The sequence below is a fragment of the Acidovorax sp. 22279 genome (assembly GCF_052045435.1).
In the GTDB taxonomy this organism is placed as follows: domain Bacteria; phylum Pseudomonadota; class Gammaproteobacteria; order Burkholderiales; family Burkholderiaceae_C; genus Acidovorax; species Acidovorax delafieldii.
The window spans coordinates 102,378-114,601 of record NZ_JBQEOV010000019.1 but is presented as its reverse complement, the minus strand read 5'-3'; the positions used below and the strand labels follow the sequence as shown (position 1 = coordinate 114,601).

The window sequence follows — 12,224 nt, the reverse complement described above, 5'->3', positions numbered from 1 at the left end:
TGGGGGTATAGCTCAGCTGGGAGAGCGCTTGCATGGCATGCAAGAGGTCATCGGTTCGATCCCGTTTACCTCCACCACGTCGCTTGATAATGGTTAGTTCCAAGGTTTTGACCCTATCGTCTAGAGGCCTAGGACATCACCCTTTCACGGTGAGTACCGGGGTTCGAATCCCCGTAGGGTCGCCAAGTTTGTAGCACTTGGCTTGTGTTGATAAATACAAGCGAAAAGCTGCCTGCCAGGAGTGGTAGTTCAGTTGGTTAGAATACCGGCCTGTCACGCCGGGGGTCGCGGGTTCGAGTCCCGTCCACTCCGCCAGATATCAACCGCTGCAGTCGCAAGGCTGCGGCGGTTTTTTTATGCCTTGTTCTAATGCGCCCTGCGCTGGCAGGCTGTGCAGGCAGCGTGAGGCGGGGCCGCTATTGGGATTCGTCCTGTTACAAGTGGTGGGGCCTGTGCAAGAATCGTCGGTACCCGGCCGCGCCGCCATACCGCTCAGGCGGTCCTCACAGATCCATCCAGCGCCCATGAACCTTATTCGGCTGCAGATCCACCCACAGCACCTGGCCAGCTTCAAAGCCGTGGCGCCGGTGCTTTCCCTGTTAACCGGTGGGGTGATCGCAGCGTGGGTCTATTTTTCGGTGGCCAGCCCACAGCGGGTGGGGCATTACCTCACGTTGCACCAAGTGCTGGAGACGCTGTCCATTGCAGTGTCTGCCCTGGTGTTTGCGGTGGGGTGGAAGGCGCACAGTCTCAATCCGCAGCGCAACGTGCTCATCCTGGCCTGCGGCTTCCTGGGCGTGGCGATCCTGGATTTTTCGCACATGCTGTCGTTCGCCGGCATGCCCGACTACATCACGCCCAACTCGGTAGCCAAAGGCATCAATTTCTGGCTACCCGCCAGATACCTGGGGGCGCTGACGCTCCTGGCTGCGGTGACGCTGCACTGGCGCGTGCCTGGCGATGCGGCCGCACCCGGCCCTGGCAGATTTGTGGTGCTGACGCTGGTATTGGCTGAAGTGGCCGCCATTCATGCTGTTGTGTTCTGGTTTCCTCAGTGGTACCCGCAGACCTACGACGCCCAGGGGCTCACGCGGTTCAAGATCGCCTCCGAGTACTGCGTGGTGGCCTTGTATGCAGCATCGCTGGGCGTGCTGCTGCACTGGGCGCGGGAGCGTGCCGCCTTTGATGTGGCCAGACTCTTCGCGGCCGTGTGGGTGATGGCACTGAGCGAGTTCTTTTTCACGTTCTACATCATCGCTACCGATCCATTCAATCTGCTGGGCCACATATACAAGGTGGTGGGGTACTACTACCTCTACCGTGCCATCTTTGTGGGCACCATCGAGGCGCCATATCGGGTGCTCAAGCAGTCCGACAAAGCCATGCGCGCTGTGCTGGATGCAGTGCCCGACCTGATGTTCGAAGTGACCCGCGATGGCCACTACGTGCAGATCCATACGCGCCAGCCCGAGCTGTTGCTGATGCCAGCCAGCGAGGTGGTGGGCCGCTCTATCCACGACATCTTGCCCCCAGCGGCCGCAGCGGTAGCGCAGGCTGCGATCAATACGGCGGCTGAACAGGGCCTGGCCCGTGACTTCCAGTACGCGCTGGACTTGCCTGATGGCAAGCACTGGTTTGAGCTGTCCGTGGCGCGCAAGGTGATGGACGATGAAGCGGACGATCACTTTGTGGTGCTGTCGCGTGACATCACGCAGCGCGTTCAGACGCTCGATACTCTGCGCAAGCTACGCCATGCCGTGGAGCAGGCGCCCAATTCCATCTTCATTGCGGGTGCTGATGGCAACATCGAATATGTGAACCCTGCGTTCACCGCCACGACGGGCTACAGCCCCGAGGAGGCGATAGGCCGCAACCCGCGCCTGCTCAGCGCAGGGGCCACGCCAGCCAGCGTGTATGCCGACCTGTGGGCGCATTTGACGTCAGGCCGTCCGTGGCGCGGCGAGTTCGTGAACCGGCGCAAGGGCGGGGGCGAATACAACGAGTCCGCCATCATCTCGCCACTGCACGACGAGCAGGGCCGCATCACCCACTACCTGGCCGTGCAGGAAGACGTGACGGAACGTCGGCGTGACGAGGAGCGCATCCGCAAGCTGATCAACTTTGATGCGCTGACAGGCTTGCCCAACCGCACGATGTTCGCCTCCCGTTTCAGCCAGGCCCTTGCACTGACCCAACGCAGCGGCCATCAGCTTGCCTTGTTGTATCTGGACCTGGACCACTTCAAGAACGTGAACGACTCGCTGGGTCACCAGGTGGGCGATGGGTTGCTGATCGAGATTGCGCACCGCTTGCAGTCGGTTGTGCGCGACGAGGACACGGTGTCCCGACAGGGCGGGGACGAGTTTGTCATCGTGCTGCCGCTCACCGATGCCCAGCAGGCGGCCCACGTGGCCGACGAGCTGCAGGCACAGGTGCGCCGCATCTGCAAGCTGGAGCACCACGAGCTGGTGGTCACGTCATCGATCGGTATTGCGATGTACCCCGAAGATGGTGGTAACTTTGAAACCCTGGCGCAGCGCGCCGACGCAGCCATGTTCCGCGCCAAAGAGTCGGGGCGCGACACCTACCGGTTCTTCTCGGCGGACATGCAGGCACGGTCGCTCAGGGTGTTGCACATAGAGAACGCTCTGCGCAGCGCCCTGGTGCAGGGCCAGCTGACGCTGCACTACCAGCCGCAAATCCGGCTGAAGGACCGTCAACTGGTGGGGGTGGAGGCCCTGCTGCGCTGGACCCACCCCGAGCTGGGCGCCGTCAGCCCGGCCGAGTTCATACCGGTCGCCGAGAGCAGCGGCCAGATTCTGGGCATCGGTGAGTGGGTGCTGCGCACTGCGCTGGCCCAGGCCCGGCAATGGCGCGATGCTGGCCACACCGAGCTAGTGGTGGCGGTGAACTTGTCGATGGTGCAGTTTCGCCATCCGGGTCTGGTGGACATGGTGGGCCGGGCGCTGGCCGACAGCGGGGTGCCGTCGCAAATGCTGGAGCTGGAGCTGACCGAGAGCATCGCCATGGATGCGCCAGAGCAGGTGATTGCCATCGTGCGGCAGCTGTATGACCTGGGTGTGCAGCTGTCCATTGACGACTTTGGGACTGGGTACTCATCGTTCAGCTATATCCAGCGCCTGAAGGTACACAAGCTCAAGATCGACCAGTCGTTTGTGCGGCATTTGGGCGACGACCCCAGCGCGCCCCACATCGTGCGCGCCATCATCGGTCTGGCGCAAAGCCTGGGCCTGGAAACCATTGCCGAGGGCGTGGAGACGGCTGCGCAGCGTGACGTGCTTTGGGGACTGGGCTGCGACACCGGGCAGGGCTACCACTTCAGCCGTCCCGTGCCAGCTGCCGACTTGGAGGAGCTTCTTACCCAAGGCCACGCAGTCTTGGGTTGAGGAGGCGGGAGACCGAGGTAAGCCACCGCCACAACGAAACCGCCGCGTTGTGAGCGCGGCGGTGGGGTGGGCATCAGCAAAGTGTTTGGCTCTCAGTAGCCCTGCGGCCTTTCCGGGCCCCTTGTGGACGACTTTTTGTGCCAAACAGGCACCATGCGCTAGAGGAATATGCCTGAGGTGCTATTGAAAGAGTAGCATTCAGACATGCCTCTTTAACTCAATCCCCAGTTCAGCGTGGTGCCAGGCGAATGGCACCGTCCAGACGGATCACCTCGCCATTGAGCATGTCGTTTTCGAGGATGTGGCGCACCAGCTTGGCGTAGTCCTGGGGGGTGCCCAGGCGGCTGGGGAAGGGCACGCCCGCGGCCAGCGCGTCCTGCACTTCCTGCGGCATGCCAAACAGCATGGGGGTGCCGAAGATGCCGGGGGCAATGGTCATGTTGCGGATGCCGTTGCGCGCCAGGTCACGGGCAATCGGCAGGGTCATGCCGACCACGCCGCCCTTGGAGGCTGCGTAGGCGGCCTGGCCGATCTGGCCATCGTAGGCGGCCACGCTGGCCGTGGAGATCAGCACGCCACGTTCGCCGGTGGATTCCGGCTCGTTCTTGCTCATGGCCTCGGCGGCCAGGCGGATCATGTTGAAGCTGCCGATCAGGTTGACCGTGATGGTCTTGCTGAACAAGGCCAGCGCATGCGCACCGTTCTTGCCCACCGTCTTCTCAGCGGGGGCGATGCCGGCGCAGTTCACCAGGCCCACCAGTTTGCCCAGCGACACGGCCTTGGCCACCACGGCCTGGCCGTCGGCCTCGTTGCTCACATCGCATTTCACGAACGCGCCGCCGATTTCCTTGGCCACGGCTTCGCCTTTTTCTGCCTGCATGTCGGCAATGACCACGGTGCCGCCCTGGGCGGCCAGCATGCGTGCTGTGCCTTCGCCCAGGCCCGAAGCGCCGCCGGTGACGATGAATACCTTGCCTTGGATGTCCATGGTTGTCTCCAGTAAGTGACGTTAACGTAAACGTCAATTATGGCGCATCTCCTCACCGTGCTGAACGCGAAAAAAAGCCCGGACCAGGCCGGGCTTGTGGTGGGTGAGGGCAGGGGCAGCTTACTGGAAGCCCACGCGGTCCAGCATCTGCTGCACCTTGGTCGTGTTGGCGCCCACCGCGCTGATCGGGATGGTCTCGCTCTTGAAAGGCTTGCCGCCGGTCATGGCCTTGAGGGCCGGGTTGTCCAGTGCCACGCCCTTGGCAGCAGGCCACTCGTTGTTGCCGTTTGCAAAATAGTTTTGTGCCTCGGGGCTGGCCAGATATTCAAGGAACTTGATGGCGTTGGCCTGGTTCTTGGAGTGCTTGGCCACCGCGCCGCCGGCGATGTTCAGGTGCGTGCCCCAGGATTCCTGGTTGGGGAACACCACGCCCACCTTGTTGACCACAGCCACGTCTTCGGGCTTGTTGGAGCGCATCATGCGCGCCAGGTAGTAGGTGTTGGTCACGGCGATGTCGCACTCACCCGCAGCCACGGCCTTGATCTGGTCGGTGTCGCCGCCCTTGGGTGGGCGGGCCAGGTTGGCCACCATGCCCTTGAGCCAGGCCTCGGCCTTCTGCTCGCCCATGTGTTCCGTGACAGCGCCGAACAGGCTCAGGTTGTAGGGGTGCGAGCCGGAGCGGATGCACAGCTTGCCCTTGTTCTTGGGGTCACCCAGTTCTTCGTAGGTGTCCACATCGGCCTTCTGCATCTTGACCTTGTTGTAGACGATGACGCGCGCGCGGGTGGACAGGCCAAACCACGAGATGCCGCCGTCCGCTGCCGGCTGGCTGCGCAGATTAGCGGGGATGGCATCGTTCAGTACCTTGGACTGGATGGGCTGAAACAGGCCATCGACCTCGCCCTTGTACAGGCGGGCTGCGTCCACCAGCAGGATCACGTCGGCGGGCGAGGCGGTGCCTTCGGCCTTCAGCCGGGCCAGGATACCGGCATCGTCCGCGTCCACGCGGTTGATCTTGATGCCCGTGGCCTTGGTAAAGCCGGTGTACAGCGCTTCGTCGGTGGAGTAGTGGCGGGCCGAGTAGAGGTTGACCACTTGTTCCTGGGCGTGCACGGCGCCTGCAGCGGCGGCCAGGGCACAAGCGCTCAGCAAGGCTTTCACAGTCTTCGACATGGGTTGCGTCTTTCGGGGTTGAAACTGCGTCAATGATAAAGCAAACGCGAATTATTCTTGATCAATGTCTTGCGCAAAGGCCGGATTTCGGGTCCGGGTTTGAGGTGGCGCAAGGGCCGCATGCCGTGGATGCCGGACCACCGTAAAAAGATCGGTTCGCCGCGCGGGCCCGTTCCCACGCTTGCGGCCTGTGGGTGGTCAGGCCAAAAAAAAGCCCGGTCGTAAAACCGGGCTTTAAAAGGATCCTTGAAACGGGGGTTTCGAGAGGATCCAAGGAGACAACTGAGGCGCTGTAGACAAGGTCAGCAGCGCATGGGTTGAATTATCAGGGTATTCCCTGAACACGGCCTAGAGGTTGCACTCCAGACCGCAGGTAGGGCGATTAACGCTTGCGGGGAGCGGCCGTCTTGGCAGCGTTGGCAGCGGTGTTGGCCACGGCGTTGAAGTTGGCTTCAGCCACATCAGACGCTTGCTTCACAGCCTTTTGTACCGACTCAAACGCGTTGTTGGCGGCAGACACGGCGCTCTTCATCACGGCCACAGCGGTTTCGGAACCGGCGGGGGCGTTCTTGGCGGCGCTGTCCACCAGGTTGGTGAAGGCCTTCTGTGCGTCGGTGGCCTGGGCTTCGAAAGCCTTGCCGAACTCAGCGCCCGTGCCCGAAGCGATGTCGTACAGGTGGCGGCTGTAAGCGGCGGTCTTTTCAGCCAGGGGCTGGAACAGGCCAGCTTGCAGGGCCAACAGTTCTTGTGCGTCCTTCACGCCCAGCACGGCTTGCGTGTGGTTGGCGGCTTCGGACAGGGCAGCGCGCGAAGCGGTCACGTTCAGTTCGACCAGCTTTTCCACGCCTTCGAAAGCCTTGGTGGTCAAGCCAAACAGGGTTTCGATGTTGGCCTTGTGGGATGCCAGGATTTGTTCTGCGGTCAGCGACATGTCATATCTCCTAAAAATGAGGGCCCAGGGGGCCGGGTGGTTCACAGACATCTGCGCTGACCTTGACCTGTTGGTCATGTTGCAGTGCAGCATGGGTTGAATTTTAGGGACTTGCAGCGCTATTGCAAGGGCTTTTTGTTGCACCGCAGCAAATTAGACACGATCACCCAGAAATCCCCGGCTTGCCACAATTGCGTCATGCACGCCTACTACGCCGACCACTTCGTGTTGCCTTTGCCCGAAGGCCACCGCTTCCCCATGGTCAAGTACCGCATGCTGCGCGACCGGATCGCCCAGCACCTGCCTGACGTGCTGTTGAAAGAAGCCCTGCCAGCATCGGATGAGGCACTGGTGCGGGTGCACAGCCCGCAGTACATCGACGCCATCGCCCAGGGCACGCTGGCTCCCGCCGCACTGCGGGAGATCGGGTTTCCCTGGAGTCCTGCCATGGCAGAGCGCGCTCGCCGCTCGGTGGGCGCTACTCTGGCGGCCACCCGCGCCGCTTGGCGCGAGGGTGTGGCTGGCAACCTGGCTGGTGGCACCCACCACTCGTATGCCGACAAGGGCAGTGGCTTTTGTGTGTTCAACGATGTGGCGGTGGCTGCCCGGCAGGCACAGGCCGATCACCTGAACGATGGATCGGGCTGGCCGCTGCAGGTGGCGGTGATCGACCTGGATGTGCACCAGGGCAATGGCACGGCCCACATCTTTCAGGGAGACGACAGCGTGTTCACCCTGTCGCTGCATGGTGCACGCAACTTTCCTTTTCGCAAGGAGCCAAGCGACCTGGATGTGGAATTGCCCGATGGGTGTGCTGATGATGAGTACATGCACGCGCTGGACCAAGCTCTGGAGACGCTGGACCATCGCTGCAAGCCGGATCTGGTGTTCTATCTGGCGGGGGCGGACCCCCATGTGGGCGACCGACTGGGGCGTCTCGCCGTCACGCACGACGGGCTGGAGGCACGCGACCGGCGGGTGTTTGACTGGGCCTGGCAGCGGCGCATTCCCACGGTGTTCGTGATGGCGGGCGGCTACGGCAACGACCTGGAGGACACACTGCAGGCGCAGCTCACCACCTGGCGCGTGGCCTGGCAGTACCACCAGCGCTGGCAGAATGTGCGGCCATGACCTCTGCCGCCAGCCCCTCTCCCGTCGCTTCTTCCGCACCGGTCCGCCCGGCTCCGCAGCCGCGCAGCGCCTACCCCGTGTTCCGCCCCATCACCACACGCTGGGCCGACAACGATGTGTATGGCCATGTGAACAACGTCGTGTACTACAGCTGGTTTGACACGGCGGTGAACGCCCACCTGATCGACCAGGGCGTGCTGGACATCCATGCGGGCCAGACCATCGGCCTGGTCATCGAGACCCAATGCAATTACTTCGCGCCGCTGGCGTTCCCGCAGACGGTGGAGGCGGGCATCCGCGTGGCACGGCTGGGCGGCTCCAGTGTGCGTTACGAGGTGGGCCTGTTTGCGCAGGGCGAGCCGCTGACGGCGGCGGCGGGGCACTTCATCCATGTGTACGTGGACCGCGAAACCCGCCGCCCGGTGGCCGTGCCAGACGCATTGCGCAACGTGCTGCAGGCGCTGGTCATGCCCGGTTGACGGGTCGTTGATTGGCGGCTGATCAGTGGCTGCAAACCGTAGCTACTGATTTGATAGCGTCAGGCGCAGCTGCAATGTGCGCCTGGGCCCTGAACAGCTTGAATGCACAGCGGCGGCTGAACACTGGCTGACGCCGCCAGCAGTGCCGCGCACCGGGCGCCGTGATGGCCTACACTTTGCGGCTTTATTGTCCGGTCTGCGGCCGGAGCATCGCGTGCCCAGCGTGCGCGGTTTCTGAGGCGTGCCCTGTCCATGATCATCACCAGCCTGCTCGACACCGACCTGTACAAGTTCACCATGATGCAGGTGGTGCTGCATCAGTTTCCCGGGGCGCAGGTCGAGTACAAGTTCAAGTGCCGCAACCCCGGCGTGCAGCTGGCACCGTTTGCCAACGAGATCCGCGACGAGATCCGTTCGTTGTGCAGCCTGCAGTTTCAGGATGCCGAGCTGGCCTACCTGCGATCGCTGCGATTCATCAAAAGCGACTTCGTGGACTTTCTGGGCCTGTTCAAGCTCAACGAAAAGTACATCACCGTCGTGCCCCAGCACAACGGTGAAATCGACATCACCATTCGCGGGCCCTGGCTGCACACGATCCTGTTCGAGATCCCGGTGCTGGCCATCATCAACGAGGTGTACTTTCGCAACACGCAGAAGGTGCCCGACTTTCCGGAAGGCCGCCGCCGTCTCGACGCCAAGATTGCGCTGCTGCAGGGCGAGGGCCTGTCCGACCTCAAGATCGCCGACTACGGCACCCGCCGCCGCTTCTCGCGCGCCTGGCACGAGGAAGTGCTGCGCGTGCTGGTGGCACGCCTCGGTACCGGGGACCGCCGCCCAGGTGCACCCGCAGGCCCCGGGCAGTTCGCAGGCACCAGCAACGTGCTGTACGCGATGAAGCTGGGCGTGACCCCCCTGGGCACCATGGCGCACGAATATTTGCAGGCCTGCCAGGCGCTGGGCCCGCGGCTGCGTGACAGCCAGGTGTTTGGCTTCGAGATGTGGGCCAAGGAATACCGGGGTGACCTGGGCATTGCGCTGTCGGACGTGTACGGCATGAGTGCCTTCCTGCGTGACTTCGACCTGTACTTTTGCAAGCTGTTCGACGGTGCCCGCCATGACAGCGGCGACCCGTTTGCCTGGGGTGAACGCTTGCTGGACCACTACCGGAAGAACCGCGTGGACCCGCTGACCAAGACGCTGATCTTCAGCGATGCGCTCACCATCCCGCGCACCATCGAGCTGTACCAGCAGTTCCGGGGTCGCTGCCAGCTCGCGTTTGGTATCGGCACCAACCTGACCAATGACCTCGGCAGCCCGCCTGCCCACGAGCCCTTGCAGGTCGTCATCAAGATGACGCGCTGCAATGACCAGCCTGTGGCCAAGCTGTCGGACACGCCGGGTAAGGGCATGTGTGATGACGAGAAGTACCTGGCCTACCTGCGCCAGGTGTTTGATATCCCTTCGCCGGTGTGACCGTGCCCCGCAGGTGCCATGGCCCTGCGTCCCCTGATTTTTAGCAATGAGACGGAGACAACAACCATGAAATTTTCGCGCGGGCTGGCAGTGGCCGGCCTACTGGCGGCGTTGCCGGGTCTGGCACTGGCGGCCGATATTGATGGCAGCGCGTTGTCAGTGCTGTGGGGCGTGCCCTTTGCCGGCATTCTGCTGTCGATTGCCTTGATGCCGCTGTTGGCGCCCATCTTCTGGCACCACCACTTTGGTAAGGTCGCAGCCGGTTGGGCGCTGGCTTTTCTGGTGCCGTTTGCGCTGGTGTTTGGCCCGGGCGCGGCGGGCGCGAGTTTTGTGCATGCGCTGGTGGCCGAATACATTCCGTTCGTCATCCTGCTCACCGCGCTGTTCACCGTGGCGGGGGGCATCTACATCAGGGGCAACCTGCATGGCAGCCCGGCGCTCAACACGGCCATCCTCGCTATTGGCGCGGTGCTCGCCAGCGTCATGGGCACCACGGGGGCGTCGATGCTGCTCATCCGCCCGTTGATCCGCGCCAATGACAACCGCAAGCACACAGCGCATGTGGTGGTGTTTTTCATCTTCATCGTGTCCAACGCCGGGGGCTCTCTCACGCCCTTGGGTGACCCACCGCTGTTCCTGGGCTTCCTGAAGGGGGTGGACTTCTTCTGGACGGTGAGCCACATTTTCCCCGAGACCCTGTTTCTGGTGGGCTCGCTGCTGGCTATCTTTTTCGTGATGGATTCCTGGTACTACCACCGGCGCGAAGAGGTGCTCAGGGCCGACCCCACGCCCGACACCAAAGCCATCGGCTTTGACGGCAAGGCCAACTTTGCGCTGCTGGGTGTGGTGGTGGCGCTGGTGCTGCTGAGTGGCCTTTGGAAGTCGCAGGTGGCGTTCACCATCGCCGGGGCCGAGGTGGGGCTGCCCGGCATCGTGCGGGACGTGGGCCTGATCATCGTGGCGCTGGTGTCCCTGCGCATCACGCCCAAGCAGGTGCATGAAGACAACCAGTTCAGCTGGGGCCCCATGCAGGAAGTGGCCAAGCTGTTTGCGGGCATCTTCCTCACCATCATCCCGGTGATCGCGATGCTCAAGGCGGGCGTCAATGGCCCCTTTGGTGCCGTGGTGTCCGCCGTCACGCGGCCGGACGGCACACCCGACCCGGCCATGTACTTCTGGGCGTCCGGGCTGCTCAGCTCCTTCCTTGACAACGCACCGACCTACCTGGTCTTCTTCAACACCGCCGGGGGCGACCCGGCCGTGCTGATGACCACCCTGGCCCCCACGCTGGCCGCCATCTCAGCGGGCTCGGTGTTCATGGGTGCCAACAGCTACATCGGCAACGCGCCCAACATGATGGTCAAGGCCATTGCCGAAGACCGCGGCGTGAAGATGCCAAGCTTCTTCGGCTACATGCTGTGGTCGGGGGGCATTCTGGTGCCGCTCTTTATCGTCATGACTTTCATCTGGTTTAGATAGTGAACATCCCCCTGAGCGGCTGCGCCGCTTCCCCCTTCTCTCGCACCGCTGCGCGCTGCGGGAAGGGGGACGCCGCCCTCGCTGCAGGGCGGCCTTTGCTCGGCGGCCACTGGCTTGGACCACGCCAGTTTCATAGGCCGACGTGCGTTGCGAATAGTTTGGAGATTGAAGACTTATGAGCAAACCCCGCATCCTGGTCGCCCGCGCGATCTTTCCTGACATCGTGGACCGCCTGCGCCAGCATTTTGATGTGGAAGACAACCCCGACGACGTGATCTGGACCCCGCAAGAGTTGGCTGCGCGCCTGGCCGACAAGGACGGGGTGCTGACCACCGGCAGCCAGCGCATAGATGCCACACTGCTGGCCGCTGCGCCGCGCCTCAAGGTCTGCGCCAACATGGCCGTGGGCTATAACAACTTTGACGTGGATGCCATGACCGCCGCGGGTGTGTTGGGCACCAACACGCCCGATGTGCTGACCGAGACCACCGCCGACTTCGGCTTTGCATTGCTGATGGCCACGGCCCGCCGCATGACCGAGAGCGAGCATTACCTGCGTGCCGGAAAGTGGACCAATTGGAGCTACGACATGTTCGCGGGCAGCGACATCCACGGCAGCACGCTGGGCATCATCGGCATGGGCCGCATCGGGCAGGGCATTGCCAAGCGCGGGGCGCATGGTTTTGGCATGAAGGTGGTCTACCACAACCGTTCGCGCCTGTCGGCCGAGCTGGAGGCCGAATGCAAGGCCACCTACGTGGGCAAGGACGAGTTGCTGCGCATCGCAGACCATGTGGTGCTGGTGGTGCCCTACACGCCCGCGTCGCACCACACCATCGGCGCGGCCGAGCTGGCGCTGATGAAGCCCACGGCCACGCTCGTCAACATTGCGCGTGGCGGCATCGTGGACGACGCTGCGCTGGCTGTGGCCCTGCGCGAGCGTCGCATTGCGGCGGCGGGGCTGGATGTGTTTGAAGGCGAACCCAGCGTGCACCCCGATCTGCTGACCGTGCCCAACGTGGTGCTCACCCCGCACATTGCCAGCGCCACCGTGCCCACCCGGCGCGCCATGGCCAACCTGGCGGCGGATAACCTGATTGCCTTCTTTGACGGGCGGGGGCCGCTCACGCCGGTGAATCAGCCCGCCACCCTGCGTTGATGCG

The 12,224-nt window shown here is 63.2% G+C and carries 9 protein-coding genes and 3 tRNA genes; 9 read left to right on the top strand and 3 right to left on the bottom strand.

Translation table 11 applies throughout. The annotated features are described in order from the left end of the window. The first annotated feature begins 1 nt into the window (after nt 1). From ACTJKQ_RS21460 to ACTJKQ_RS21445, 4 genes are all read left to right on the top strand, one after another. Nucleotides 2–77: transfer RNA gene (locus ACTJKQ_RS21460), tRNA-Ala, on the top strand. Nucleotides 78–109: 32 nt separating this feature from the next. Beyond that, nucleotides 110–185: transfer RNA gene (locus ACTJKQ_RS21455), tRNA-Glu, on the top strand. 53 nt (nt 186–238) lie between these two features. Next, nucleotides 239–315, top strand: a tRNA-Asp gene (locus ACTJKQ_RS21450). 209 nt (nt 316–524) lie between these two features. Further along, nucleotides 525–3,407 carry a bifunctional diguanylate cyclase/phosphodiesterase gene (locus ACTJKQ_RS21445; protein WP_440597999.1) on the top strand — a complete coding sequence of 961 codons (2,883 nt, stop codon included), beginning with the start codon at nt 525–527 and terminating at the stop codon, nt 3,405–3,407. Nucleotides 3,408–3,636: 229 nt separating this feature from the next. On the opposite strand, the gene ACTJKQ_RS21440 is transcribed toward ACTJKQ_RS21445, so the two are convergent. The 3 genes from ACTJKQ_RS21440 to ACTJKQ_RS21430 form a co-directional block, all read right to left on the bottom strand. Continuing rightward, entirely contained in the window at nt 3,637–4,395 is a 759-nt protein-coding gene (locus tag ACTJKQ_RS21440) for a 3-hydroxyacyl-CoA dehydrogenase (RefSeq protein WP_015014461.1), read from the bottom strand. Nucleotides 4,396–4,515: 120 nt separating this feature from the next. Continuing rightward, nucleotides 4,516–5,568, bottom strand: coding sequence for an extracellular solute-binding protein (locus ACTJKQ_RS21435; RefSeq protein WP_056746389.1), 1,053 nt, complete (start codon nt 5,566–5,568; stop codon nt 4,516–4,518). A 382-nt stretch (nt 5,569–5,950) separates the two neighbouring features. Next, complete coding sequence (locus tag ACTJKQ_RS21430) at nt 5,951–6,499, bottom strand: phasin family protein (protein WP_056063715.1); 549 nt, start codon at nt 6,497–6,499, stop codon at nt 5,951–5,953. Nucleotides 6,500–6,697: 198 nt separating this feature from the next. Between ACTJKQ_RS21430 and ACTJKQ_RS21425 the strand changes: the two genes are divergently transcribed. The 5 genes from ACTJKQ_RS21425 (at nt 6,698) to ACTJKQ_RS21405 (ending at nt 12,220) form a co-directional block, all read left to right on the top strand. After that, nucleotides 6,698–7,630, top strand: a complete 933-nt coding sequence (locus tag ACTJKQ_RS21425) for a histone deacetylase family protein (RefSeq protein ID WP_309824596.1) — start codon at nt 6,698–6,700, stop codon at nt 7,628–7,630. Then, a complete protein-coding gene (locus ACTJKQ_RS21420; RefSeq protein ID WP_192421910.1) occupies nt 7,627–8,109 on the top strand; it encodes an acyl-CoA thioesterase in 483 nt (160 codons plus the stop codon). Before ACTJKQ_RS21425 ends, ACTJKQ_RS21420 begins: the two co-directional genes overlap by 4 nt. Nucleotides 8,110–8,361: 252 nt before the next feature. Next, on the top strand, nt 8,362–9,582 hold the full coding sequence (gene pncB, locus ACTJKQ_RS21415) for a nicotinate phosphoribosyltransferase (RefSeq protein ID WP_056063706.1): 1,221 nt from the start codon (nt 8,362–8,364) through the stop codon (nt 9,580–9,582). A gap of 66 nt (nt 9,583–9,648) precedes the next feature. Then, entirely contained in the window at nt 9,649–11,061 is a 1,413-nt protein-coding gene (locus ACTJKQ_RS21410) for a sodium:proton antiporter (protein WP_056746386.1), read from the top strand. Between the two features lie 175 nt (nt 11,062–11,236). Continuing rightward, nucleotides 11,237–12,220 (top strand): 2-hydroxyacid dehydrogenase, encoded by a 984-nt coding sequence (locus tag ACTJKQ_RS21405; RefSeq protein WP_440597998.1) that lies wholly within the window; start codon nt 11,237–11,239, stop codon nt 12,218–12,220. The last annotated feature ends 4 nt before the right edge of the window (nt 12,221–12,224 follow it).

Bases quoted from the DNA above. Each gene is read 5' to 3' on its own strand.
- ACTJKQ_RS21445 (WP_440597999.1), top strand. From the start codon at position 525: ATGAACCTTATTCGGCTGCAGATCCACCCACAGCACCTGGCCAGCTTC.
- ACTJKQ_RS21440 (WP_015014461.1), bottom strand. From the start codon at position 4,395: ATGGACATCCAAGGCAAGGTATTCATCGTCACCGGCGGCGCTTCGGGC.
- ACTJKQ_RS21435 (WP_056746389.1), bottom strand. From the start codon at position 5,568: ATGTCGAAGACTGTGAAAGCCTTGCTGAGCGCTTGTGCCCTGGCCGCC.
- ACTJKQ_RS21430 (WP_056063715.1), bottom strand. From the start codon at position 6,499: ATGTCGCTGACCGCAGAACAAATCCTGGCATCCCACAAGGCCAACATC.
- ACTJKQ_RS21425 (WP_309824596.1), top strand. From the start codon at position 6,698: ATGCACGCCTACTACGCCGACCACTTCGTGTTGCCTTTGCCCGAAGGC.
- ACTJKQ_RS21420 (WP_192421910.1), top strand. From the start codon at position 7,627: ATGACCTCTGCCGCCAGCCCCTCTCCCGTCGCTTCTTCCGCACCGGTC.
- pncB (WP_056063706.1), top strand. From the start codon at position 8,362: ATGATCATCACCAGCCTGCTCGACACCGACCTGTACAAGTTCACCATG.
- ACTJKQ_RS21410 (WP_056746386.1), top strand. From the start codon at position 9,649: ATGAAATTTTCGCGCGGGCTGGCAGTGGCCGGCCTACTGGCGGCGTTG.
- ACTJKQ_RS21405 (WP_440597998.1), top strand. From the start codon at position 11,237: ATGAGCAAACCCCGCATCCTGGTCGCCCGCGCGATCTTTCCTGACATC.